At 66.4% G+C, this 25,298-nt stretch carries 17 protein-coding genes; 11 read left to right on the forward strand and 6 right to left on the reverse strand.

All coding sequences use genetic code 11. From position 1 onward, the window contains the following. Positions 1 to 4 precede the first annotated feature (4 nt). The gene (locus tag KF709_07585) at positions 5 to 2,893 is read right to left on the reverse strand and encodes a protein kinase (protein ID MBX3174258.1); all 2,889 of its coding nucleotides are present in this window, start codon (positions 2,891 to 2,893) and stop codon (positions 5 to 7) included. 53 nt (positions 2,894 to 2,946) lie between these two features. Between KF709_07585 and KF709_07590 the strand changes: the two genes are divergently transcribed. The 5 genes from KF709_07590 to KF709_07610 all read left to right on the forward strand — a co-directional run bounded on the left by KF709_07590 (position 2,947) and on the right by KF709_07610 (position 12,021). Further along, positions 2,947 to 5,583, forward strand: coding sequence for a serine/threonine-protein kinase (locus tag KF709_07590; GenBank protein MBX3174259.1), 2,637 nt, complete (start codon positions 2,947 to 2,949; stop codon positions 5,581 to 5,583). A 53-nt stretch (positions 5,584 to 5,636) separates the two neighbouring features. Then, complete coding sequence (gene iadA / locus KF709_07595; protein ID MBX3174260.1) at positions 5,637 to 6,815, forward strand: beta-aspartyl-peptidase; 1,179 nt, start codon at positions 5,637 to 5,639, stop codon at positions 6,813 to 6,815. Continuing rightward, positions 6,812 to 7,654 (forward strand): cyanophycinase, encoded by an 843-nt coding sequence (locus KF709_07600; GenBank protein ID MBX3174261.1) that lies wholly within the window; start codon positions 6,812 to 6,814, stop codon positions 7,652 to 7,654. Before iadA ends, KF709_07600 begins: the two co-directional genes overlap by 4 nt. 15 nt (positions 7,655 to 7,669) lie before the next feature. Further along, positions 7,670 to 10,459 (forward strand): cyanophycin synthetase, encoded by a 2,790-nt coding sequence (gene cphA, locus KF709_07605; GenBank protein ID MBX3174262.1) that lies wholly within the window; start codon positions 7,670 to 7,672, stop codon positions 10,457 to 10,459. Between the two features lie 98 nt (positions 10,460 to 10,557). Next, positions 10,558 to 12,021, forward strand: coding sequence for a hypothetical protein (locus KF709_07610; GenBank protein ID MBX3174263.1), 1,464 nt, complete (start codon positions 10,558 to 10,560; stop codon positions 12,019 to 12,021). 13 nt (positions 12,022 to 12,034) lie between these two features. On the opposite strand, the gene KF709_07615 is transcribed toward KF709_07610, so the two are convergent. After that, positions 12,035 to 14,731 carry a protein kinase gene (locus KF709_07615; protein MBX3174264.1) on the reverse strand — a complete coding sequence of 899 codons (2,697 nt, stop codon included), beginning with the start codon at positions 14,729 to 14,731 and terminating at the stop codon, positions 12,035 to 12,037. A gap of 130 nt (positions 14,732 to 14,861) precedes the next feature. On the opposite strand from KF709_07615, the gene KF709_07620 reads away from it, so the two are divergent. Together KF709_07620 and KF709_07625 are read left to right on the forward strand one after the other, a co-directional pair. Beyond that, positions 14,862 to 15,353, forward strand: coding sequence for a hypothetical protein (locus KF709_07620; GenBank protein MBX3174265.1), 492 nt, complete (start codon positions 14,862 to 14,864; stop codon positions 15,351 to 15,353). Positions 15,354 to 15,356: 3 nt separating this feature from the next. Next, positions 15,357 to 15,884, forward strand: coding sequence for a hypothetical protein (locus KF709_07625; protein ID MBX3174266.1), 528 nt, complete (start codon positions 15,357 to 15,359; stop codon positions 15,882 to 15,884). Here the strand turns inward: KF709_07625 and KF709_07630 are convergent, their stop codons facing one another. Continuing rightward, entirely contained in the window at positions 15,885 to 18,509 is a 2,625-nt protein-coding gene (locus KF709_07630) for a serine/threonine-protein kinase (GenBank protein ID MBX3174267.1), read from the reverse strand. Positions 18,510 to 18,754: 245 nt separating this feature from the next. On the opposite strand from KF709_07630, the gene KF709_07635 reads away from it, so the two are divergent. Beyond that, positions 18,755 to 20,149, forward strand: a complete 1,395-nt coding sequence (locus KF709_07635; protein MBX3174268.1) for a hypothetical protein — start codon at positions 18,755 to 18,757, stop codon at positions 20,147 to 20,149. Between the two features lie 455 nt (positions 20,150 to 20,604). Here the strand turns inward: KF709_07635 and KF709_07640 are convergent, their stop codons facing one another. Then, positions 20,605 to 21,018 (reverse strand): hypothetical protein, encoded by a 414-nt coding sequence (locus KF709_07640; GenBank protein MBX3174269.1) that lies wholly within the window; start codon positions 21,016 to 21,018, stop codon positions 20,605 to 20,607. A gap of 690 nt (positions 21,019 to 21,708) precedes the next feature. Between KF709_07640 and KF709_07645 the strand changes: the two genes are divergently transcribed. Both KF709_07645 and KF709_07650 read left to right on the forward strand, forming a co-directional pair. Beyond that, positions 21,709 to 22,146 (forward strand): mobile mystery protein A, encoded by a 438-nt coding sequence (locus KF709_07645; GenBank protein ID MBX3174270.1) that lies wholly within the window; start codon positions 21,709 to 21,711, stop codon positions 22,144 to 22,146. A 3-nt stretch (positions 22,147 to 22,149) separates the two neighbouring features. Further along, positions 22,150 to 22,761 (forward strand): mobile mystery protein B, encoded by a 612-nt coding sequence (locus tag KF709_07650; protein MBX3174271.1) that lies wholly within the window; start codon positions 22,150 to 22,152, stop codon positions 22,759 to 22,761. A gap of 40 nt (positions 22,762 to 22,801) precedes the next feature. Here KF709_07650 and KF709_07655 read toward each other — a convergent pair whose 3' ends face one another. Both KF709_07655 and dcm read right to left on the reverse strand, forming a co-directional pair. Next, the gene (locus KF709_07655) at positions 22,802 to 23,236 is read right to left on the reverse strand and encodes a hypothetical protein (GenBank protein MBX3174272.1); all 435 of its coding nucleotides are present in this window, start codon (positions 23,234 to 23,236) and stop codon (positions 22,802 to 22,804) included. A gap of 23 nt (positions 23,237 to 23,259) precedes the next feature. Continuing rightward, complete coding sequence (gene dcm, locus KF709_07660; GenBank protein MBX3174273.1) at positions 23,260 to 24,594, reverse strand: DNA (cytosine-5-)-methyltransferase; 1,335 nt, start codon at positions 24,592 to 24,594, stop codon at positions 23,260 to 23,262. A gap of 122 nt (positions 24,595 to 24,716) precedes the next feature. On the opposite strand from dcm, the gene KF709_07665 reads away from it, so the two are divergent. After that, positions 24,717 to 25,193 carry a MarR family transcriptional regulator gene (locus KF709_07665; protein MBX3174274.1) on the forward strand — a complete coding sequence of 159 codons (477 nt, stop codon included), beginning with the start codon at positions 24,717 to 24,719 and terminating at the stop codon, positions 25,191 to 25,193. Positions 25,194 to 25,298: the final 105 nt, after the last annotated feature.

Here is a 25,298-nt window from a genome sequence, read left to right on the forward strand (position 1 = left end):
GCCGCTAACGCCCCACCGGCCCCAAGTATCGGTCATACCACTCCAACGTCTCCGCCACCCAGCGATTCCGCGGGAAGTAGTGCCCGCCGTCCCAGATCACCTGCATCTTCTGCGATGCCGGGCTGCCAAGGAACTCGAAGAACGGCCGCGCCGAGGTCTCGAGCGGGAAGGTGCTGTCGAGCCGGCCGCTCAGCATCAGCACCGGGATGCGAATCCGCGGCAGGAAATTCACGGGATCCGTCTCCGGCCGCTGTTCCTGCGCGGGCAGCCCCGCCACCAACAGCGACGACACCTTGAAGCGCGACTCCAACGCCAGCGCGATGCCGGCCATCCGCCCGCCCCAGCTGACGCCCATATGCGCGAGGCGCGTCGTGTCGACGTCGGGGCGCGTCACCACATAGTCGACGCTGCGACGGAACTCGTACATCCATCGGATGGTCTGGTCGCGGCTGGCCACTGAGTTTGTGGGGACGTGCCGTTCCATCGGCGTCCCGCGGCCGTAGGTGTGCTCGAGGATCGGGTGTACCACCGCACGGCCGCTGCGCACGAGATAGTCCACGAAGGTCATCGTGATGTGCTGCGGACTGCTCCCGCTGAACGCCTCGGAGGCCGGCCAGAGTATCGCCGTCTGGTAGGGCGGCGTGCCGCGCTTCGGCAGGAACACGGCGACCTGCATCGGACCGCTTTCCCCCTCGATCGGGAAGCTGACATCCTCGCGGATCCAGTCCGCGGCACTCGTGTCGCGCGAAATCAGCGTCGGCTCGATCGGCGTGCGGTCGTACTCGTAGAGCGCCAGCAGCGCGCGGAAGGTGGCATCGTCCACGGGTCGCGCCCCGCGATAGTCGCGGCGCTGGCCGATGACCTGCGCACTCGCGACGGCGAGGCCCGGCATCTCGCGCAGTCGCCGGACGAGGCGAATGCCGTTGATGGCGCTGCGATCGAATTCCGGTTGCGCCACGGCCTCGGTGAAGAAGTAGCGCGGATCGCTCCAGCCGCCGCCGACGATGAAACGCGTGCCGGGTTCGCGCGGATTCACGAGCCACTCGCGCACGTTGCCGGCCACGTCGAACACGCCGCGCGGGCCGATGCTGCTGCCGCCGCGCACGGGGCCCGAGGACTCGAGGCGTCCGGTGAACGCAATCCAGCGCGCCGCCTCAGGCACTGCCGCGTTGCTCCACTCCGGCAGCGTCGGCAGCTCCTTGCCGGCGAAGCGCGCGTACGCGCGCGCCTCGTACCAGCTCACGCCGCCTACGGGGAAGTCCTCCTGTCCCTGTGGCGGTGCGCTGCCTTCCCAGGTGGATGGCCCGCGCCGCCCCGTGCGATCGGTGAAGCGTGCGACCGCGGCCTCCCATGCGAGGGCGCGTCCATTGAGCGTGATGGTCGAGTCCCACAACTCGCGGCGCGTGTAGCCGCCAGCGTCCACGAAGGCCTTGAACTCGCGATTCGTCACCTCGAGGCGGTCCATCAGGTACTCTGACAACTCCGCCGGTTCGGTCGACGCCCCGAAGAGCGCGCTGCGCAACTCGCCGCCCGGCAGGAGCACCATCCCGGTATCGGGATCCGTGATGCGCTGCAACCGTACGGGATTCGGCAGATCCACGTTCTCGCCACCCATGCGCCCAGACAGCACGGTCTCGCTGCGATACCCAGGCAGCGAGTAGCGATACAGCCACGGCGTGTTGGGGACTCGCGTCGCTGCGGTGGGTGTCGTGCCGACCGGGACCCAGGTCGTTGTATCGGTGAGCGGGGCACGCGTGACGACTGCACCGGCGGGCTCGCTGCGGAACTCGCGCAGCGTGGAGATCCCCCGCACGCGCAGCGCCAGCACCGAGTCGCCGGGCACGCGTCGTTCCGCCAACTCTGCAAGGGAGAATGCCGAGTCGAGCTGATCGGCTTCGAACATCCGGACGAACTCCGGGAAGACCTCCTCGTGCAGCCATCGCGCCCGGCGGTCCTTCACCACGAGGTACGACGCGACGGCAATCACCAGCACCGCCGCTGCTGCGGCGATGATGGGGACGCGCGACTTCGCCGCCACGGGCGCGCTCTTCGGGGCCGCTAGCTCACGCAGCTCGCCGAGCAGTGCCTCGGCGGTCTGCGGCCGTCCGTCTGGACTGCGTGCCAGGCAACGTGCGACGAGAGACACCAGCGCTGGTGAAGCATTCGGTGCCTTGTCAGCAAGCGACGGCGCGTCCTCGACGATCTTCCGGGCCACCACCTTTTGCCACGAGCCCGAGAAGGGCGGCTCGCCGCTCACCATCTCGAACAGCATTGCCCCCAGTGCATAGATGTCGGCGCGGTGGTCCACGTTCGCCTCGCCAGCGGCTTGCTCCGGCGCCATGTAGCCCGGTGTGCCCAGCGACATGCCTTCACTGGTGAGTGCGGCCACGTCGCGCGCATCACCCAGTGCCTTGGCGATGCCGAAATCCGCCACGATCGCGTGGCCCGCTGAGAGCAGCACGTTCGAGGGCTTGATGTCGCGGTGCACCACGCCCTGCGCGTGCGCGTGCACCAGCGCCTCGGCCACATCTACAGATACGCGCAGCGCCTCGTCCACCGGCAGCGCGCCGGTGCGCGTGAGTCGGTCCTGCACCGACTCGCCGGTGGCCACGGGCATCACGTAGTAGAGCAGGGCGCCGTCGAGCGCGGCGCCCGAGTCGAGCAGTGCGAGAATGTGCGGATGGTTGAGCCGCGCCGTAATGGCGATCTCGCGGAGGAAACGCTCGCTGGTGAGCGACTGTGCGAGGTCCGGCTGCAGGACCTTGATGGCGACTTCGCGGCCGTGCTTGAGGTCGGTAGCGAGATAGACCGTGGCCATGCCGCCCTGCCCAAGTTCACGCTCGATGCGGTAGCGGTCGGCGAGGGCCTGCACGAGGCGGTCCGGAACGGGCATTCCGATATTCTGGCCTCTTTCCGCCTAGTGGGCTAGGCGTAGGTTTCCCCGGGATGTCCCACTCGACCGAACGCCTCACCGCCGCGCTCGACGGACGCTATCGCATCGAACGCCAGTTGGGCGCGGGCGGCATGGCGACCGTTTACCTGGCGCACGACATCAAGCACGACCGTAAAGTCGCGGTGAAGGTGCTCAAGCCGGAGTTGGCCGCGGTGCTCGGCGCCGAGCGCTTCGTGGTCGAGATCAAGACGACGGCGGCACTGCAGCATCCGCACATCCTGCCGCTGTTCGATTCGGGCGAGGCGGACGGCTTCCTCTACTATGTGATGCCGTTCATCGATGGCGAGACGTTGCGCGACCGCTTGAATCGCGAGTCCCAGCTCGGCGTGGACGAGGCCATTCGGATGACCTGCGACATTGCCGACGCGCTGCACTACGCGCACCAGCACGGGGTCATCCACCGCGACATCAAGCCCGAGAACATCCTGTTGCAGAACGGCCGGCCGATGGTGGCCGACTTTGGAATTGCCCTGGCGGTATCAGCGGCCGCCGGTGGGCGGATGACGGAGACCGGTCTCAGTCTCGGCACGCCGCATTACATGTCGCCCGAGCAGGCCACGGCAGAGAAGGAGATCACCGCGCGCAGCGATGTCTATTCGTTGGCGAGCGTGCTGTACGAGATGCTGACCGGCAACCCGCCGCACACGGGATCGACCGCGCAGCAGATCATCATGAAGATCATCACCGAGCAAGCGCAGGATGTGACCAGCCTGCGCAAAACGGTGCCGCCACACGTGGCTGACGCAGTGGCGCAGGCGTTGGAGAAGCTGCCGGCGGACCGTTTTGGCTCGGCGGCGGAGTTCGCGGCGGCGTTGCAAGGTGGCGGCGGCACGCGTGCGCAGGCCGGCAATCGCACGACGGCGCGCAGGGCAGTGGCTGCGCAGGGCTCCACGCGTTGGCGCGCCATCGCGATTGCGGCTGCCGCCGTAGCTGTCGTTGCGACCGCTGCGGCGCTGTGGGCGTTGCAGCGCGAGCAGCCCGCCGAGCGTGTGGAGTTCACGTATCGGCCGATCCTGTCGCGCAACGACCGTCCCTTCGTCAGCATCTCGCGCGACGGCCGTCAGATCTTGGAAGTAGTCCGTGACTCGAACGGCTTGGATCTCGTCGCCACGCGGTCGCTGGGCTCCGCGACGATGCAGCCGGTGCAAGGCACCGCCGGCGCGCGCGACCCGAGGTTCAGCCTCGACGGCCAGTGGATCCTGTTCCAGTCGGAAGGCAAGATGAAGCGGGTGCCGGTGGGCGGCGGGCCGGCCAGCGTCGTCATGGAAGCCGGCGTCAACGCCGGCTTCATCGAGCATCCGGACGGGAGTCTGATCTACTCGTCGCTGACCACGGGACTAGTGCGCCTGTCTCCCGGTGGACTCACGGCGGATACGCTGACGTCGATTAGTGCGGCCGAGCGAGAGTTCGCGCACTGGTATCCGCAGGTCCTGCCGGGTGGCGATGCGCTGATCTATACCAGCTACCGCAGTCCGGTGGACGCCTCGCGGATTGAGGCATTGAACCTCAAGACCGGCGCGCGTAGCGTGCTGGCCACCAACGCCATCCATGGAAAGTTCGTCGCGCCGGACATCCTATTGTTCGCGCGTTCGGCGGCGGTCTTTGCGCAGCGATTCGATCCCAAAACGCTCCGCACTCTTGGCGAGGCCGTGCCTGTGGTCGAGGACGTGGCGTGGACGCAGACGGACGGTGTTGCGGCGTATGATGTCTCGGCGAACGGCACGCTGGTCTACGTCAAAGGCTCCGAAGCTAGCGTCGCGCGACAGGTAGTCTGGTCCGATCGGAGCGGGCGAACCACGCCATTGCTTCCGGAGGCCGGGAGCTGGTCCGAGCCGCGGCTTTCGCCAGATGGCCGCTGGATCGCCCTGACGCGTACCGCGCCGACGCGACAGATCTGGCTCTACGACAACGGCCGCGCGGTGCTGACGCAGCTGACGCGTTTCACCGACGGTGTGGCGTTCTCGCCGGTGTGGGCCTGGGACTCGAAGTCGCTGATCATCGCGCGCGAGGTCCCGCAGTACAACATCCACCGCCAGCCGATCGATGGGCGCCCGGACGAAGAGTTGGTGAACACGAAGTACGACAAGGTGCCGACGGCCATCTCACGGGACGGGCGGCAGGTGTTCTACTACGAGGTCATCGCCGATGCGCGGCTGACGGTGGCCACCGTCGGCGACACGGCTTCGCGCAGGTTCAACACCGGCAGCGATGCCTTCAACGCCGACCTGACGCCGGACGGCCGCTGGATCGTGCATGACGAATCCGATCGCGCGGGGAACTCGGCGGTCTACGTGCGACTGGCGGATGGCACGGGCGGCCGTCGACAGGTCTCGTCCGACGGCGGCGACCAGCCGCGCTTCACGCGCGCAGGGCGGGAGATCGTGTACCGCAAGGGCGACGCGATGTACGCGGCGTCGTTCAATCCTGGGACCGGCGAGATCGGCACCCCCATGCAGTTGTTCCGCGTGAAGGACGGCGGGCGGCTCGCGGGCGGTCGCACGCGCGGGTACGACGTGTCGCCGGACGGGCAACGGTTCCTGCTGGTGACCCCCGTCGAGCGGCCAGGTGCGGCACCGAACGTGGTGATCACGAACTGGATCGAGGAGCTGGAGCGGAAGCTGCCGCGGTAGGCGGCTCGCGCGCCACGACGGGTACGTCGCGCGGCTCTGGCGTAGATTTCGGCGTGCTCCGTCTCCTCCTCAACGCCGATCTCCACGCCCCAGAGCCACGCGGCATCTGCCACGTCCTCGTCGCTGGCGGGCGCATCGCCTGGATCGGCCACGAGCGCCCGAGCTTGGACGCATCACTCGGCGCCGAGGTCGTCGACCTTGAGGGCCTGCGCCTCGTCCCCGGCCTGATCGACCCGCACGTGCACCTCACGGGCGGCGGCGGTGAGGCCGGCGCGCATACCAAGGTCCCGCCGCTGCCGCTTTCGCAGTTCACTCGCGGCGGAGTCACTACCGTCGTTGCCGTGCTCGGCACCGACGACGCCACCCGCCATCCACGCGAACTCGTTGCCGCCGTGCACGGCCTCCGCACCGAGGGACTCTCGGCCTGGAGCTGGACCGCCGGCTACCACCTGCCCCCAGTGACCATCACCGGCAGCGTGCGTGGCGACCTGGCGATGATCGACTGCATCATCGGCTGCAAGACCGCCATCAGTGACCACCGCAGCAGCCAGCCAACCCGCGACGATCTGCTGCGCCTCGCCAGCGAGGTGCACGTCGGCGGCCTGATGACGGGCAAGGCGGGCATCCTGCACCTGCACGTCGGCGACGGCCCCCGCGGGCTCGAACCCATCCGCGACGCGCTCGCGCACTCGGAGCTGCCGCCGCGCGTGTTCCACCCCACGCACGTGAACCGGCGACGCGCACTCTTCGAAGAAGCCATCGCCATCGCACGCAGCGGTGTAGCCGTGGACCTCACGGCGTTCCCCGTGGCGGAGGGCGAGGACGCGTGGAGCGCCGAGGACGCGCTGCAGCGATACCTCGATGCCGGCGCCCCGCCGGAGCGCATCACCATCAGCTCCGACGGTGGCGGCTGCCTGCCGACCTTCGATGCCGACGGCCGCGTGGCTTCTATGGATGTGGGATCGCCCGGCGCGCTGGCCTACACGCTGCGCCGCCTGCTCGACGCCGGCGTGCCGCTCGCGCGGGCGCTGCCGGCCTTCACCAGCAACACGGCGACGTTGCTCCGCCTGCCTCGCAAGGGACAGCTCACCGCGGATGCCGATGCCGACCTCGTGGTACTCGACCCCAACGGAGGAATTCGGGACGTGATGGCGATGGGAACTTGGATGCTACGCGATGGCCAGCCCACACAGCGCGGCACCTTTGAACCGCAGCCCGCGGAGCGCGCGTGACGCCCTCACAAACACCGGACGGCGCGACCCGCGGCTGGATCATCCCCATCGGCGGCGGTGAGGAGAAGGAGAACAACCCGCACATCCTCGAGCGCTTCGTGCAGCTCTGCGGTGGGCGCGACGCCAAGCTCGTCGTAATTCCCACGGCCTCCAAGCTCGCCGACACCGGCGACCGCTACCGCAGCATCTTCCGCGAACTCGGTGCCGCCGAAGTCGAGGTGATGGACTTCGACACGCGCCGCGACGGCAACGAGCTCGGACGCGTGGCCGCCATCAAGGCCTGCGACGGCGTCTTCCTCACCGGTGGAAACCAGATGCGCCTTGCGACCACCATCGGCGGCACCGCGGTGGCCAAGGCGCTGCGCGAACACAATGCCAACGGCGGACACGTCGCGGGCACCAGCGCCGGCGCGAGCTTTCTCAGTGAGCACATGATCGCCTTCGGCGACGACAACCGGACGCCGCACGCTGGGTCCGTCACCCTTGCGCCCGGACTCGGCCTCACCAATCGCGTGGTGATCGACCAGCACTTCACGCAGCGGGGCCGGCTCGGCCGGCTCATCACCGCGCTGGCGTTCAATCCCTTCCTCATTGGGATGGGGATCGACGAGGACACCGCGGCGTTCATCGGCCCTGACCAGACCGTCGAGGTGGAGGGCAGCGGCACGATCACCATCGTGGACTCGTCCAAGCTCACCTTCTCGTCGATGGACCGCGCCGACGCCGACGACTCCGTAGCGATGCTCAGCCTCATCATGCACGTCCTCGTCCGCGGCACCACTTTCAACCTCCACACCCGCATCGCCTCGGCAGGATCGCTCGCGGTGAGCAAGGGTTAGCGGCAGGTTCCCACGATGCGAATCCTCGAACGCTCCGTCTACGTCGGTCCGTCGCTGTACGCGCACTTCCCGGTAATCCGGCTCACGCTGGACCTCGGCGCGCTGGAGCAGTGGCCCACCAGCCGGCTCGGGGCCCCGTTCATCGAGGGACTGCTCGAGGTGCTGCCCGGGCTGCGCGAGCACGGCTGCTCGTATGGTGAGCCTGGCGGATTCGTCCGCCGCATGACGGAGGACGAGGGCACCTGGCTAGGCCACGTGCTGGAGCACGTCGCCATCGAGGTGCAGAACATCGCCGGCGTTCCGGTGACCTTCGGCAAGACCCGCGGCACCGGCGTCGAAGGCCAGTATCACGTCGTCTACGAGTACGAGGAGCGCGACCAAGGTCTCGAGGCCGGCGAGATGGCGATGAAGCTGCTCGGCTCGCTGCTGCCCGAGGAGATCCGGCCGGAGGGCCTTGTGCCTGCGGACTGGAGCTGGACGGCCGAGCGCGATCAGTTCATCCGCTACGAACAGCGCCGCGCGCTGGGTCCGAGCACCGCCGCGTTGGTGCACGCCGCCGAGGCGCGCGGCATCCCGTTCATGCGCCTCAACAACCAGTCGTTGGTGCAGCTCGGGCACGGGAAGTTCCAGCAACGCATCCATGCCACGGTCACCGGCCGCACGCCGCACATCGCCGTGGAATTGGCGGGTGACAAAGAGGAGACCAACAGAATCCTCGGGCGCATCGGGTTGCCGGTGCCCAAGCAGGAGCTGGTGCAGAGCGAGGCGGGGGCGCTGCGCGCGGCGCGGCGCATCGGCTTCCCTGTGGTGGTGAAGCCCTACAACGGCAATCACGGCCGCGCGGTGGCCATCCACCTCACCACCGACGAGCAGGTGCGCGCGGCTTTCCACGCTGCGCAAGAGGTCTCGCGCTCGGTGATCGTCGAGAGCTTCCAGGTGGGCGACGACCACCGACTCCTCGTGGTGAACGGTACGCTCATCGCTGCCACGCGCCGCACGCCGGGCCACGTCGTCGGCGATGGCAGCCAGAGCATTGCGCAGTTGGTGGACATCGTGAACGCCGATCCGCGACGCGGCGTCGGCCACGAGAAGGTCCTCACTCGGCTCGCGCTCGACGAGCAGGCCCTGGGCTTGCTCGAGCGGAAGGGCTACACGCCCGAGACCGTGCCGCCCGCCGGCGAGACGGTGTACCTGCGCTCCACCGCCAATCTCTCCACCGGCGGCACCGCCACCGATGTCACCGACATCATCCATCCCGACAACCGCGAGATGGCCGAGCGCGCCATCAAGGCCATCGGGCTCGATGTGGGCGGCGTGGACTTCCTCACGCCCGACATCACGGAATCGTACCGCAAGCACGGCGGTGCCATCTGCGAGGTGAACGCCGCGCCTGGCTTCCGGATGCACAGCGCGCCCAGTGACGGGAAGCCGCGCGATGTCGCCGGACCGGTGATCGACATGCTTTTCCCGCCGGGCACGCCGGCCACCGTGCCCATCGCCGCCGTCACCGGCACCAACGGCAAGACGACGACGTCGCGGATGCTCGCGCACATCTGCAAGATGGCCGGCCTCACACCGGGCCTCACCACCACCGACGGTGTGTACATCGACGGCCAACGCACCGTCGAGGGCGACATGACCGGCCCCGTCGCGACGCGGCTGGTGCTCGCCGACCCGACCATCGATGTCGCCGTGCTCGAGATTGCGCGCGGCGGCTTGTTGCGCGCGGGGATGGGCACGCCCTACGTGGACGTGGGCGCCGTGCTCAACGTGCGCTCCGACCATTTGGGGATGAAGGGCATCGACACGCTCGAGGCCCTGGCCGAGGTCAAGCGCATCATCGTCGAGGTGGCCCGCGACACGGCGGTGCTCAATGCCGATGATCCGCTGGTGCTGCGCATGGCCGATTACACCGACGCCAAGCATCTCTGCTACGTGACCACCAACCCCGGCCACGCGCTGGTGCGCGAACACATTCGTGCGGGCGGTCGCGCCGTGTCGTTGGAGAGCGGCGTCAACGGGCAGATGATCACCATCTACGACAAGGGCGCGCACATCCCGCTGCTGTGGACGCACTTGATCCCGGCGACGATCGAAGGCCGCGCGATGCACAACGTGCAGAACGCGATGGTCGCCGCCGCGATGGCCTTCTCGATGGGCCTCAAGCTCGAGACCATCCGACAGGGCCTGCGCACCTTCGACACCACGTTCTTCCAGGCGCCGGGGCGCGCGAACGTCTTCAGCGAGCATCCGTTCAAGGTCATCCTCGACTACGGCCACAACGCGCACGCCATCGAGGCGATGTGCCAACTCGCGCAGCGCCTGGACGTGAATGGCCGCCGCTTGGTCGTGCTCGCCGGTCCCGGTGATCGCCGTGACGAGGACCTGCGGGAGATCGCCCGAGTGGCCGCCGGCAAGTTCGACCACTACATCTGCCGCCGCGATGACGGGCTGCGCGGCCGCGCGGGCGACGAAGTCCCGCGCATCATGGCGCAGGCGCTGCGCGATGCCGGCGTGCCGGACGCGCAGATCACGATCATCCCTGACGAGCAGGAGGCCGTTGATGCCGGCCTGCGGATGGCGCGCGCCGGCGACCTGCTGCTCGTCTTCGGCGACGAGATCACGCGCACGTGGAAGCAGATCATCCACTTCCGTCCGGACGGCGCGCAGCGGCCCGTGACGGCCGAGCACGCCATCCCGCGCGTGGTCGAACCCGCGCCGCCGCCCGAGCCGACGCTCACCGACCTCTCGTCGTTGGTGCGCGACGAGCGCGGCGTGCGCCTCGCGCGCGAGAGCGACGACTGAGCGCGCCACCCACCGGCGCGCCCTCCGCCAGCGCGCCGCCGCTCTTCACCGACTCCAGGCGCCTGCTCGGCCCGAGTCTCTGGCTCGATGCACCCGGTGTGATCCTCGAGGCGCCGCGCCCGCACGGCAGCGACGCCGCGCTGCTGCGCGGCTGGGGCGCCGAGGTCACGTGGATGTGCGCCGCACTCGGCTGGACCGACACCGCGCTCACCGTGCGCACGCACGCAGCGGGGAGCAGTCTCGCATTCACTGCGCCTCGTGAAGCATTGATGAGCGCCACCAGTCTCAATGAATGGGCGCTGGAGCGCGCGGCCGAGGCCTGCGACGTGACATACGATCCCGCGTCGCTGGAGGAAGAGCGGCTGCCGTTGGAGCAGACGGCGGCGCTTGCGCGTCTGCGGGAGCTACTCGATGCCGAGCGCGAGACACCGCCGGATGACGCCGCGGCGATTGAAGCGCGCGACATCCCAGTTGCCCTCGTCACCGGCTCCAACGGCAAGACCACCACCGTACGATTGATCGCCGCCATGCTGCGTGCGGCGGGACACCGCGCGGGCTTCACGTGCACCGACGGCGTGTTCATTGATGGCGAGGCGGTCGAGCGTGGCGACTGGAGCGGACCCGCCGGGGCGCGGCGTGTGCTCGAGGACGCGAGCGTGACGGCGGCGGTGTTGGAAAGCGCGCGCGGCGGCCTGCTCCGGCGCGGCCTCGTGGCACCGCGGGCCGACGTCGCGGTGATCACCAACGTTGCCGCCGATCACTTCGGCGAATACGGCATCGACTCACTGGCCGATATCGCCACCGCCAAGGGTGTCGTGGCGCACACGCTCTCGGCGCGCGGCACGCTCATACTCGGCGCCGACGATCCCACGCTGCGCGCGCATCCGCCGCACACGGACGCGAAGGTGGAGTGGTTCGGAAGTGGCGAGCACGCCTCGGGACTGTTGCCGACGCTCGAGGAAATGCCGATCGCGATGGCCGGTCAGGCCGCGTACAACATCGCCAACGCCGAGGCGGCCGCACGTGCGGCGCGAGCGCTTGGCCTGCCGGATGCGGTGATCACCGAGACCCTGCGGCAGTTCGGCCGCGACAACCGCGACAACCCGGGCCGGCTGGAGCGCTACGAACTCGACGGCCGCCGCATCTGGCTGGACTACGCGCACAATCCGCACGGGCTCGCGGCGCTGCTGGCGCTGGCGCAGGAGGCGCGCGGAAGCGGACGGCTGGGGCTGCTCCTTGGTCAGGCGGGCGACCGACCGGACGAATCCCTGCGTGCGCTGGCGCGAACGGCCTGGGCAGCCGCGCCCGACTGCGTAATGCTGCAGGAGATGACGCACTACCTACGCGGGCGCGCGCCCGGCGAGGTGCCCGCGATCCTGCGCGATGAGCTGCTGCGCAGTGGGGCGCGTGAGGAGCAGGTGCTGCTCGGCGGAAGCGAGGTGGAGGCCGCGGAGGCGCTGTTGGCGTGGAGCGCGCCGGGGGACCTGCTCGTGATGCCCGTGCACGCCTTGGAGGAGCGCGAGGTGCTTCGGCGCCGGATTGGGGTTCGGGCCGACGGGTAGGGCCGAACCCAGCTCAGCGGCGCGGCACCAGCCGCTTGAGCTCCTCAAAGAAGTTCTCCACGACGATCAGCTCCAGCGGCGTGTTCCCGGCAACGTTGTCCTGCGCCAGCATCACGAAGCGCCTGCCGTCCGGCGACACGCCATACGCGCGCTGCTGCTGGTCCGTCGCGTACGCCGTCGCGTCGAACAGCACGCGCTGCAGCCCCGTCGGCGGGGCGCCGCCGCCCGCGGACACCGCCACCGCCACCATCTCGCCCTTGCCGTTCCTATAGAAGAGCTCGCGTCCGTTCGGGGCCCAGAGCGGTTCGGTGCCGCCATCGACGGAGATCAGCCACTTGCCGGTCGAGACGTCAGGGAACGGGCGGACATAGACCTCGTAGCGGCCAGTTTCGGAAGACGCATAGGCGACCCAACGCCCGTCGGGCGAGACCGTCACCGAGTTCTCGGGGTGGATGCTGTTGGCGAGGATGACCGGCGTCGTGTCGCCCACCGTGCGGCGCGCATAGAGATTGGCGGCGGTCCCCCCTCCCGCGCGGTACACGAGCCAGGCGCCGTCGTTGGTGAGGAGCGCCTCCTGCACCGCCTGCTCCTCGCCCATCGAGGGTGGGAAGCGCAGGATCGGCTCGCTGTTCCCTGTGCCGTCGGCCCGTCGCGCGAACGCAGATCGGATGCCGTCGGTCTGGCTGATGAACAGGATGCGGCGTCCGTCCGGCGACCATGAGGGTCGGATATCGAGGCCGCCCTCGAACGTGAGTTTCGAGGCGTTGCCGGACTGGTTCAGGCGCCGCACCCAAAGATTGGTCACGCCGGCGTCCTGAATTGCGATGGCGAGTTGTGAACCGTCCGGCGAGACGGACACATGACTGGCGCGCGGTGCCCATCCCTCGGCGATGGGCGATGCCTTGCCATCGCGGTCTACCCAGACGGGTGCGCCGCCGTCGGAGGCGCCGGCGCCTGTCGTGTACACCAGCGTTCCATCCGAGGAGATGGCGAGGTCAGGCACGGCGAGGTTGCCGCGTAGCTCGACGTCACGGGCGAGCACCACCGGTTCGCCGGAGACCGTCATCTCGTCCTGGTCGAACGCGACTGCCATCAATGCGCGGTCCGCCGTCACGTAGAGCAGGTGGCCAGTCTCCGCGTAGCGCGCGTAGACGCCGCGGACCAGCACCTTGTGGGCTCCGGTCGCCGTGGAGGCAACGGCAATCACTCGCGACGCGACACCACCCTCGCCCTGGATCACCGTAAAGAGCACCCCTTCGCCATTTGGCAGCGCGGACGGCGCGATGTGGTCGCGTTCCCCGCGCGCCGAATCCAGCTGCGTGAACCATTCCGTCTTGCCACCCTCCGCGACTGACACGCGGACGAGCGAGACCGGGCCGAGCCCGTCGGCGTAGATGAACCCATCGGGGCTCCACGTCGCGCCCGCCGCTCCGACCCGGGCGTCGTCCAGCACCATCGGCGGGCCGCCACTGAGCGTCATGAGATGCAGCCCGCTACTCCGCTCAAACCCAATCCTGCTTCCGTCCGGGGAGAAGAACGGCGCCACCGGATTCTCGGTGCCGGCGAGTGCGCGGCTCTCCAGCGCGTTCCGCTCGCGCACCCACAGGTTGACCTGCGGCGGCACGCCACCGGTGTAGACGATCCGCGATCCGTCCGGCGACAGTGCCAGGCGCAGCCATAGGCCGGTGATGCGGCCGTCATCTGGCAGTCGGATGCTGTACCGAGAGACCGGCTGCGAAGGCGCGGGGCGAGTCAGCAACCAGGCGGCAACTCCTCCGACCAACACCAGGGCGGCAGCCAGGCTGGTCGCGAGACGATTCAACTGCCAGGGCGCGGCGGAACGCATTCCAGCAGCTGTGCGAGTCGCAACAGTGAACGTCGTGTTCCCGAGTGCCTCGGCGAATGCTTGCGCCGAGGCAAAGCGGTCCGCCGGCAGCTTGGCCAGCGCCTTCTCCAACGCCGCTGCGACATTCTCGGGTACAGCACTCCGCAGTTCCGTCACCGGCTGCGCCCGCTCGGCGATGATCTTCATGATGATCTGCTGCGCGCTGCCGCCCGTGTGCGGCGGCTCGCCGGCGAGCATCTCGTAGCACACGCTGGCCAGCGAGTACACGTCGCTGCGCGCGGTAATCGACTTGTCAGCGGTCGCCTGCTCCGGCGACATGTAGTGCGGCGTGCCGAGACTGAGCCCGGTCTCCGTCATGCGCCCGCCGGCCGCCGCGCTGACCGCGAGCGCGATGCCGAAGTCCGCGACCATCGGGCGTCCGCCCTGCAGAAGAATGTTCTCCGGCTTGATGTCGCGGTGGATGACGCCGCGGCTGTGCGCGTAGTGGAGGGCGTCGGCGATCTCTCGCGTGATGCGGATGGCCTCGTCCACCCCGAGTTGCGTCTCGCGGTTGAGCCGGTCGCGGAGCGTCTCGCCGTCGATGAACGGCATCACATAGAACAGGAAGCCGTCGGCCTCGCCGGAGTCGAAGAGCGGCAGGATGTGCGGATGCGACAGCGCCGCGGTGGTCTTGATCTCGACCACGAAGCGTTCGGCGCCCAGCACGGCGGCCAGCTCCGGCTTGAGGACCTTGAGGGCAACCTTGCGGTCGTGCTTGAGGTCCTCGGCCAGGTACACGGTGGCCATGCCGCCGGCGCCGAGTTCGCGCTCGATGCGGTAGCGGTCGGCCAGCGCGGCCACGAGACGGCTGGGAATTTCAGGCATCGCGGAAAAAGATGCAGCGCCTTCGGGCGGGCCGCGACCAGCGGGCGCAGCCGACCCGCGCGGCTCGAAGCCCGATACAATGTCAGTACATATGTATTGACAAAGGGATCTTTGATTTGTACGCTCCAGCATGCCCGCCCGGACCCTTCAGCTGCAGATCCGCGTGACCCCCCAGCAGAAGGCCGCGTTGCGCGCCCGCGCCCGCGCCGCCGGCGTCGGCATGTCGGAGTACGTATTGGCGCGTGTGCTGCCGGAGTCGCGCGATCGCTTCCGCGCGCTGGTCGCCGCCCTCGCCAACACCGCGGACGCGCGTGCGGTGCTAGCCGAGTTGAACGAAATGTTGACCGGACTGTCGGCCAGTGAGTTGGCAGCAGCCGTCGAGCAGGCCGAGCTGCGCGGTCTCTCGCTGTACCTCGCCAACTACCTGGCGGCGATGGTGGAGAAGGCCGCCGACCGCAAGCGCGTGATGCCACCGGCGTGGACGCGACGCGTCGAACCGCTCGAGTCGCCGCACTTCGCCAGCTCGCTCGTGAGTCTTCGCCCCCACCTGCTCCGCAACGCCCCGGTGCCCTTCAAGCGTCGCAACATCTTCGTGGACGCCAGCATCGGCGATCGGGTCTGAGCCGTGGCGCGTCACGCCTTCACGGCCGCCGAGATCCATCGGCTGTTCGCGCTGCTCAACGACGAACTCGCCACGACAGACACGCAGGCCGAGCTCTACTTGGTTGGCGGCGCGGTGATGTGCCTGGCCTTCGGTGCGCGCGAGTCGACGCGGGACGTCGATGCGATGTTCGTGCCCACGCGCGAGGTCCGCAGCGCAGCAGCACGCGTCGCGGCCCAGGCCGGGGTGCCCGAGACCTGGCTCAACGATGCGGTGAAGTCCTTCCTCGGCGACCGCGGCGAGTTCGATCCGTTCCTCGAACTCCCACAGCTACGCGTATTCACCGCGCGCCCGGAGTATCTGCTCGCCCTCAAGTGCGCCGCGATGCGGCTCGGCGAGGAGTTCAGTGATCTCGACGACGTGCGCTACCTGCTGCGCTATCTCAATCTCACGTCGTCGCGCGAGGCTTTGGAGATCGTCGCCCGCTACGTCGGCGAGGACGCCATCCCGGTGAAGACGCGGCTGGCGCTTGAGGAGTTGCTCGACGCCTGACTAGCGAGAGCGCTGCGCAAGCCGCGCCCGCACATCCTCGATCCAATGCAGCATCACCTCGACCTGCAGCTGCGCGCCGCGCACGGGCCGCAACATCAGGAAGCGCCCGTCGCGTGCAATGTCCCAGCTGATGTCGCCGAAGTGGTCGCGGAGATACGTGCCACGGAACAGTTCACGCGGCGGGGTGCGCTCCAGCGTATTGCCTTGCACGGAAATGCCCACCGCGTAGACGACGCCGCTCCGGCGGTAGTAGAGCGTGCGGCCGTCGTTCGACCACGTGGGTTCCTCGCCACCATCCGTGCTAATCACCCAATTGTCGTCGAGGGCAGGGAAGGGGCGCACGTGGATGCCCTGCCGTCCGCTCTCGGTGGACTGATACGCGAGCCATCGCCCGTCGGGCGAGAATCGCGCAGCGCGTTGTTCGCCCTGGATCGGGATGCGGCGTGACTCACGGGTCGCGAGGTCCATCACGAAGAGATCGTTCGCGTCCTTGGACACACCCGAGCCTCCATCGCCGAACGTCGCACCGTACCAGGCCAACCACTTGCCGTCGCGGGACACGTCGGTGGGCCAGGCGTCACCATTGCTGGTGGTCATCAGCGTGTCGAGGTCCTGCGTGCCATCGGCGCGCACCACGCCCAAGCCTCCGAAGGGTCGATTGCCGAGCGAGGTGATGATGGCCCGCTCGTCCGGCAGCCACACCGGCTCGGTGTATCCGGCAATCGACACCTGCGTGCCGTTGCGCAGGTTGTAGACCACCATGCCGGACTCGCGGTGGGGACTCGCCACGATACGCGCGCCGCTCGGCGACACGCGCGGCCAGCGGAACGGGTGTCTCGGCAGTCCGAGCGACGTGGCCACACCGGACGGCGACACCCACACCATCTCCAGCGGCACGGCGGTGCTGGAGTCCGTCCAGGCAATGGATCGGCCCACGCGCAGGACCGACGGCAGCACGAGCCCCAGCGGCTCGCCACGCAGCTGCAGGCTGCGCGCGTCGTAGCGCGAGGCACGCTGTTGGCCAGCCTGCTCGAAGAAGAGGATATCGTCGACGACGCGCACCCGTGACAGTCCTGCCAGCACGCTGCGCTCGCCCCTGCCGTCGGCATCAAAGACGCGGACCCGCACGCCCGCGGGCGATTCCCCCTCGAGCAACAGACGGCCGTCCGGCAGCACGTTGATGCCGTCGAGCCGCTCGCGCAGTCCCGAGTCCGCGGCAATCAGCAGGCTCGGCTCGCCTCCCCCGGCCGGCAACGCCCACACGCCGAGTGCGCCCGTCACCAGGATCCGTCCATCGGGATGCCACACCGCCGCCGTCAGGTCCCAAGGGCGCTCGTCGATCGCGCCGATGCGCGTCGGTTGCTCGGCGTCGAGCTCGAACCGCCAGATCTCCGATTCCCGGAAGAAGGCGAGGGCCCTCGAGTCCGGCGAGAAGACGGGCCAGAACCCTCCGCCGGGAATCTCGCGGACCTCGGTGCCGGCCATTGGTCGGACGTAGAGACGCGCGCCGTTCCAAGCAGCCGCACCGAAGGCGAGATATCGCGCGTCCGGCGACACCACGGGTTCGGCAAGGTCGCTGCCGGCGCGCGCCATCAGGCTGACGAGGTTGCTGTCGAACGGCAGCGGGACCGCGAAGCGTGCCACGACCGGTGTGGTGGGCGATGCAGGTTTGAGCGCGAAGCCCGCGGCAACGCCGGCCAGCAGCACCAGCGCGGTTCCGGCGACCATCACGGCGCGGCTCGGACCGCGCGGCGCGGCTTTGCCTGCCGGGCTCAGGGTTGTCGAGCTGGTGAAGCCTGGGTCCCGCAGCGCGTGTGCGAAGGCGTCGGCACTGTTGAAGCGGTCGGCGGGCAGCTTCTCGAGCGCCTGCGCCAGGGCGGCGGCCACGTGCGGCGGCACGTTCTTGCGATACCGCGTCACCGGCTCCACCGGCTCGGCGATGATCTTCATGATGATCTGTTGCGCGCTGCCGCCGAGGTGCGGGGGCTGGCCGGCGAGCATCTCGTAGCAGACGCTGGCGAGCGAGTAGACGTCGCTGCGGCCGGTGATCTCCTTCTCGGCCGTGGCCTGCTCCGGCGACATGTAGTGCGGGGTGCCGAGGCTTAAGCCAGTTTCGGTCATCCGTCCGCCGGCGGCGGCGCTCACCGCCAGCGCGATGCCGAAGTCGGCCACCATGGGGCGGCCGTTGTGGAGGAGGATGTTCTCCGGCTTGATGTCGCGGTGGATGACGCCGTTGCCGTGGGCGTAGTGGAGGGCGTCGGCGATCTCCCTGGTGATTCTGACTGCCTCGTCTACTCCCAGTTGGGATTCGCGGTTGAGCTTGTCGCGGAGCGTCTCGCCGTCGATGAACGGCATGACGTAGTAGAGGAAGCCGTCGGCTTCGCCGGAGTCGAAGAGGGGGAGGATGTGGGGGTGTTGAAGCGCTGCTGTGGTCTTGATCTCCACCACGAACCGCTCGGCGCCGAGGACTGCTGCCAGCTCAGGCTTGAGGACCTTGAGGGCGACTTTGCGGGAGTGCTTGAGGTCCTCGGCGAGGTAGACGGTGGCCATGCCGCCGGCGCCGAGTTCGCGCTCGATGCGGTAGCGGTCGGCTAGGGCGGTGGTGAGGCGGATGGGGATTGGCACTGGGAGAAGGTCGCGAAGGGACGTTGGGTTCGCCACTGACCCTGGGACCCGGTCCCACAGGCGGCCCACATCAAGGACGCAGTTCCGAAATCGCCCGCCTAGGTCAAGCGAGTTGCGAGCAGACGGTCCGAACCGAAGAATTCAACAGCGCGAGTCGCACTCTGTGGAACACGATGCGCGGCTCTCAAGCACTTCACGCGACGTCGCTCGAGTGATTTGAGGACGTCCCAACTAGGTGAGCTCGATTGGCGGAGCTTCGTTACGGCGCATTTAACGGTAGAACCGCGAGCGAGGAGGAGATTCTCGCGTTCGCGCGCAAGTTGCGCGGTAAGTCGCTGCGCGAGGTGCTGCCAGCCAGCGGTCGCATGATGGAATCGTCGGCCGGCGACAAGGGACGAGTCGGCCAGCTTGTCGAGCGCGCGTTCGGCCTTCCCCGAAGCAGCGAACAAGGGCCGGACTTCACGCATTCGGGCATCGAACTGAAAGCCGTTCCGCTCAAGCGCAGCTCCCGGTCAGTGCGAGCGAAGGAGCGCACCAGCGTGACGATGATTGACTACGACGCGCTGGTGGATGAGACGTGGCAGAAGGCGAAAGTCCGACAGAAGCTGCACAAGATTCTCTTCGTGTTCTTCTTTCACTTGGATGCCGGGCATCCGCTGGACACTGTGATTGAAGAGGTCGTGCTTTGGACGCCACCGCAAGACCTCGTTCCGCAGCTTGAGACGGATTGGTCGGCGGTTCAGCAGAAGGTGCTCGATGGTCTCGCACATGAAATCTCGGAGGGCGACGGTCGGGTGCTCGGTGCAGCCACGAAGGGAGCGGGGCGTGGCCAGCTCGTGCGCCAGCCAAAGAGCTCCGTGCGGGCGAGGCCTCGTGTCTGGGCTCTCAAGCCTTCGCTGACCACATGGCTCTGGGAGCGGGAGCGGCTCGGCAATCGCGAGGTGGTTGACCTTCGGAGCGCCTTGAAGCTCACCGCCAAGCAGAGCTTCGAAGAAGTGGTGATTCAACGCCTCGACGGATACCGTGGCAGGACACTGGCAGGAATATCAGAGGCGCTGGGTGTACCGCTCAGCAGAGCGAAGTCTGGCGCCGCGGTTCTTGTTCGACGCGCCATCGGTGTGCTCGACGACCGCGCTGCGATTCGCGAGTTCAAGGAGCGCGGTATTCAAGTCAAGATTGTTCCGATCTCGCCGGCTGGGCGTCCGTATGAGGCGATGTCATTTCCGAAGTTCAATCATATGGAGGTATGGAAGGAGGAGTGGGACGAAAGCGAGTTCCTTCAGCACCTCAGCCGTCTGCTCATAGTGCCCTTGATTCGGGAGAAGCGGTCTTCTCCGAAAGAGACTCAACTGTGGGGCTCTGCATTCTTCTGGTCACCATCGCCCACGGAGCTTGCCGGCATAGAGGATGAGTGGCGCATGTACGCCAAGCTGATTGAGGATGGCAAAGCAAATGACCTGCCGGGGAGCGGAGAGACTCGGTTCATTCACGTAAGGCCGCATGGCAGGGACGGAAGCGACACCGAGGAAGCTCCGCGAGTGGGGCACGTCGTGAAGAAGTGCTTCTGGCTGAATACCGACTTCGTCGCGCGGCTCGTACAGGAGAATCACGGCGCGGGGGTCTCGCCGCGGAGATCTTGATCTTTCGCGAGTTGAGTTGTATATTCCGCGCGATTCCGGGCCCTGCGACTCTCCAGCCTGTACCAAGGAGAGTGAAGGATGCGGTGGCGCCCTTATAGTGGGTTTCGGATTGAGAAGCCGGGGTTCCGGACCTCCGTGGCGATTCGGGCGGCCTACTGGTATTGGCCGCCTACACGGGTCTACGGATGTGTGTGGCAAGCCGCCGACGGGTGGAGAGCCTACTGCGAACGGCATCTGCCCGGTCAGGTCGAGGATGTCGAGCTCGGTCTGTACGCTACTCAGCGTGATGCGAGAGTTGCGGTTGTTGCAGCGCTCAAGAAGCGATTGCTTAAGTCTTAAGATCTTCAGCCGCTGAGCGGTGCAGTTCGCTCTGTTGATCTGACGCCTCCTCGCGGTTCGTCGAGTGGCGGTTCTCGAAATACTGGATCAAGACCCGCCGTCCGCGGCATTCGTCGTCATGCGCCCGCTCCGCGACGCTTCTTCTTCGCCTTGCCGAGCGCAGCGTCGATTAGGTCCCAGCGCTCGCGGTACTGATCGAGGTTCTTGACATCACGGTTCATCACGCGCGTCCCCCACACCTTGTCCGTGCTTAAGGCTCGCTTGATGACTCGTATAGGCAGAACGTGATAGTCGGGCGGCTTCACCACTCCCGTTCCCTGCTTGTTCCCGCGGTTGAGTCGCACGTAAACGACGAAGTCACAGTCAAGATTGCGGATTGCGAACCCGCGAGCCGTCGTGCTCCAGCGGCTCTTAACCTGAATCTTGACCGACTTGCCGGCTGCCGGGTTGGTCGCGACTAGGTCGTACCCCGGCATATTCGTGTACGTCTTGTATGCGACGACGCGATGCAGTAGGAGCTGCCCGAGCACCAGGAACTCAGCTCCCTCTGACTCAAGTCGAGTATCCAGTCTTGTCATCGCACTCAAGAGATAGATAGGACTGAGGGCACGGGCCTGCTTCTGTGCGCATAAGCTTTGCTTTAGCTGCGGACGCTTCAACAAAATGCGGGAGCGAGGCGCGCGCCAGGCCAACCGAGGGCAGTCGGCGCGCGCCGCGCTCTCGCTTTCCTACCGCGGCCCGTCAGCTGCAAGCTTCGTTACTCGGCATCTCGGTGCATGCCTGCGCCGTCTCGGATGAAGATCATGACGTCGGCTGGATTCACAGCTGTTCGTGTTGCTGGCCTGCCAGAGTGAGCGCGCGGCATCGTCATCACCGTCATGATTCTCTTCTTCTTCCTCTTCTTCTTACCCTCCTTCTTCTCGCTCCTCTCGTTCCTCTCCTTCTACGCACCGAACTTCCGGTCCTTCTTGTTGCATGAGTCGCGGTAGAACTCTGACCATCCGCTCCAGCAGCCCGTTTCCGCCAGTCACCAGGTTCCATCGTAAGTGCTTGCGTAATAGGGAATTACCATTTCGTAGTGTATACACTGTTGCGTTGACTTGTATTAACAGTCTATAAGCTGTAAATATAGCAAATGATTACAGTTCGTAAGCTGTTAACTGGCTTCTGAAGAGAAAACCGTGAAAAGAGCTATGAGATCCCCACGAAAGTCTCCAGAGATGCTCGCCCTACAAAGACGGCAGCTTGATGGTCGGCTAAAGCGGCTGCCAAATATGGAAGCGCCAAGGGACGGCTGGATTCGTACGATTCGCGAAGCCCTGGGGATGACGATGACGCAGCTTGCAAAGCGCATGGGGATATCCCCTCAGTCGCTCAGGAGCCTCGAGGAACGAGAACGGGCAGGCACAATCTCGATTTCGAAGTTGATTAAAGCTGCGGAAGCGATGGACTGTGAACTCAAGCTTGTTCTCGCACCGAAAACCTCACTCGAAGAGACGGTGCACCAGCAGGCTGTACGCAAGGCAAGGCAGCAGCGGAATCGCCTGCTCCACACGATGCATTTGGAGTCGCAAGCGGAAGGGGTAAGCGAGGTGTTGGAGGAGGAGCGTGCCGTCGACCTGTGGAAAACCAAGCGAGCAAGCCGGCTGTGGGATTGACCTATGGAACGCGAGGCTCTCGGTGAATCGCACTCGGGCGATGGCAACACAACGCTAGATGAAGACGAGGTCGACGGGCTCATTCCAGCACATCTGCAGACTCGCGCAGAACTCAATCAGTGGGAGGGGAAGAACATTGAACTCGCTATAGACTGGATTGCTGGTCGAACACTCGACGTCTTGGATATTGCGATACTGAAGGAGTTGCACCGCCGGATGTTTGGGCAGACGTGGGAGTGGGCGGGGAAATACAGGAAGACAATGAAAACCGTCTCGCCGTTCTCCGCACCGGAAGTTCCACGGCTTATGGTGGACCTCATCAATAACACGAAGGCCCAGTACGAAGCTTGCAACGGCGATGGCGACGAGCTCGACCGTACTGCAGCGCGATTCCACCACGAACTTGTAAGAATCCATCCGTGGCCTAACGGCAATGGTAGGCACGGGCGGATGGCGACAGATCTTCTGCTAAAGATGTGGAAGCGCGCCCCGTTCAGTTGGGGTGCAATGAGCGAAGATACGGAGCCGGCGATAACGCGAGCTCGCTATCTCAAGGCTTTGGTTCGGGCGGACGCGAACGAGTATGCAGAGCTCTACGAGTTTGTGCGCTCTTAGGATAGAGATCGCACAACGTATGCTTCTGCTGAGGGCCAACCTAGAAGCGCCTCAGGTCCCAGTTGTCTTCATACTGCAAGAGTGGCTCCTGCTGGAGTTTCCGCCAGGATATTTCGCGGTACCACGCGTCCTTACGGCGCGGACCGGGAACGTTTGCATTCGCCAACGCGACGTCGAAGGGCACCACCCATGCGCGTGGCTTCTCCTTGCGCGCCTTGAAGATGAGCACAATCCATTCGACGGTCTGACGGTCATCGAAGTTGAACCAACTGTTCGCATCCCAGCTCTTGGTGTCGCTTCGAGTCTTGACGCTAATCCGAAGAAGGCCTGACCCTCCCTCGACTGCTAGGTCATAGCCCTCCCAGTTGTCTGGCATCTTCGCGGCCGATTTGCCCGAAAAGCTGAACTGGCTGAGCGCGTAGTGCTCGCCGGCGTCACCAAGCAGCTTGGAGGATGTCGATACTCGCGGCTTCATCTGGGCAATCGGGAGAACGTGGATCAGCCAGCAAGCGCACCGGACCGCCCGGAACAACTAAGATGCGCGCGCACCGCAACCTCAGCCGCGATGGCTTCGACAAGCCCAATAACGAGCGCGTTACCCATGCAGAACGCCCGCTGGCCGTCACTCATGCCCGTGGCAGTGTGGTTGTCTGGAAATCCGCTCAACCTTTCGAGCTCAACCGGCGTCAGTCGCCGGTATCCTCCGCCTTTCGCGGGGACTATGTGCTTTGACCGGCTAGGCGACGCGCCACCTTCAGATGTGAGGATGGTCCGAGATGCTTTGTCCGCCGGATCCGGAAAGGGCAGCGCCCCTTCCGTATAGAAGTACGTGAAGCCACTAGCCTTGTGGACGCGGTGTTCGGCCTTTGCACCCTTCGCCTTTTTCCACTTCGGTAACGCCGCGTCATCGACAAGGAACTGCTCCGGCACGTCTCCACGCTCCAGCACGTCGCGCAACGTCTGGTAGCGCCCGTTGAACTTCGGCTTCGGGTTGTAAGTCCACACGACCCGCTTCCGGTGCTTTCCGACGCCGACCGTGCGCACGAAACCCGCCTGGCCAAACCGAGTCCGCTCCACACCGCGCCCGAACTCGGCAGAGATCTCGTGTACTTCCCCCGTCAGCTCAAAGTGCTCAGGCTCCGATAGGTCGAGCCGGTTTTCCGCCTGCACAGGCAGTGCGCGCGCGAATACACCATTCTCGTAGGCGACGCTCGCGCCATTTGCCTTTCCCTTCGACTGCCGCCGCGCAACGATGAACACGCGCCGACGTCGCTGCGGAAATCCGTAGTCCGCGGCATTCACGACGCGCCACTCAACCTCGTATCCGAGATCGCAGAGACTCGCGAGCATGATGGCGAAGTCGCGCCCGCGCTGATTCGCGGGAGACTTGATCAGTCGGTCAACGTTCTCGAGGAACACCCACTCGGCCGGACGCTTCTTGTCCTTAAGCAGGCGGAGCAGCCGGTGAATCTCCCACCAAAGCACGCCCTTCTTGCCGATGAGACCGGCTGACTGGTTCAGCGGCTTCGCGACAGAGTAGTCCTGACAGGGGAAGCCACCGACAACCATGTCGATGAGGGGCAGCTTCCGTTCGCCGCGCTCGACAGCATCGAGAACCTTGGCAATGTCTTCGTTGCTGTGGCCGTTGGGACCAAAACGCTCGACATAGCATCGCGACGCGAATTGCTTCGCGTCCGTTCCCGGTGGCTCCCACTGACTGCTGAACACGGTGACGAAGTCCTTCGACACCCGCTCCAAGCCGATGCGGAACCCACCGACCCCCGCGAATAGTTCGGCAACACGAAGCTGCTTCTTCTTTCCCTTCGTCGGCATTCGACCTCAGTGGTGCACAAAGTGGACGGCTCAATATAGGCCCGAGATCAACCCCGGCGAAACACCGAAGCAACGAGTGCGCAGCGAAGGAAATTTCGAAGCGATGTTAGCTTTGTCCTGAGATGTCACTTGCACACCGATCAGACCCCCTCCACCTCTACATCGTCCTCTCCCGGGCGTCCGAAACCCTGCACGCCCACACCAAGGCCGACATCGAATCCCACGGCCTGACCCAAACCGAGTTCGCCATCCTCGAGGCCCTCTACCACAAGGGCCCGATGCTCCTCAACGAGGTCCAAAAGAAGATCCTCGTGAGCTCCGGCGGCATCACCTTCCTTATAGACAAGCTCGAGAAGCGCGGCCTGGTCGAACGCCGCCCCTGCGAGTCCGATCGCCGAGCCCGCTGGGCCGCCCTCACCGCCGAGGGTGAGCAGCTCATGAAGGAGATCTTCCCCGGCCACGCCGAGGTCATTCGCCGTGTGGTCTCCGGCCTGACTCCCGAGGAGCAGGAGCAGCTCGCGGCCCTGGCCAAGAAGCTCGGCCTCAGCGCCGCCGCCCTCCCGGTCGAACCCTCCGGAACCGCCAAGGCCGGGAACTGACCCCGCCCGTCCAGGCCTTCACCAGCTGGACAAACCGAGAAAACCTGGACAACTCTTGACAGAACCTTTCGCGGTATTAGTATCTTAGTGGTAAGACATTCACCG

It is taken from the genome of Gemmatimonadaceae bacterium, from assembly GCA_019637445.1.
Taxonomy (GTDB): Bacteria; Gemmatimonadota; Gemmatimonadetes; order Gemmatimonadales; family Gemmatimonadaceae; genus Pseudogemmatithrix.

Excerpts from the sequence above, each read along its gene's own strand:
- KF709_07585 (MBX3174258.1), bottom strand. The coding sequence starts at position 2,893 with ATGCCCGTTCCGGACCGCCTCGTGCAGGCCCTCGCCGACCGCTACCGC.
- KF709_07590 (MBX3174259.1), top strand. The coding sequence starts at position 2,947 with ATGTCCCACTCGACCGAACGCCTCACCGCCGCGCTCGACGGACGCTAT.
- cphA (MBX3174262.1), top strand. The coding sequence starts at position 7,670 with ATGCGAATCCTCGAACGCTCCGTCTACGTCGGTCCGTCGCTGTACGCG.
- KF709_07615 (MBX3174264.1), bottom strand. The coding sequence starts at position 14,731 with ATGCCTGAAATTCCCAGCCGTCTCGTGGCCGCGCTGGCCGACCGCTAC.
- KF709_07620 (MBX3174265.1), top strand. The coding sequence starts at position 14,862 with ATGCCCGCCCGGACCCTTCAGCTGCAGATCCGCGTGACCCCCCAGCAG.
- KF709_07645 (MBX3174270.1), top strand. The coding sequence starts at position 21,709 with ATGCTCGCCCTACAAAGACGGCAGCTTGATGGTCGGCTAAAGCGGCTG.
- KF709_07650 (MBX3174271.1), top strand. The coding sequence starts at position 22,150 with ATGGAACGCGAGGCTCTCGGTGAATCGCACTCGGGCGATGGCAACACA.
- KF709_07655 (MBX3174272.1), bottom strand. The coding sequence starts at position 23,236 with ATGAAGCCGCGAGTATCGACATCCTCCAAGCTGCTTGGTGACGCCGGC.
- dcm (MBX3174273.1), bottom strand. The coding sequence starts at position 24,594 with ATGCCGACGAAGGGAAAGAAGAAGCAGCTTCGTGTTGCCGAACTATTC.
- KF709_07665 (MBX3174274.1), top strand. The coding sequence starts at position 24,717 with ATGTCACTTGCACACCGATCAGACCCCCTCCACCTCTACATCGTCCTC.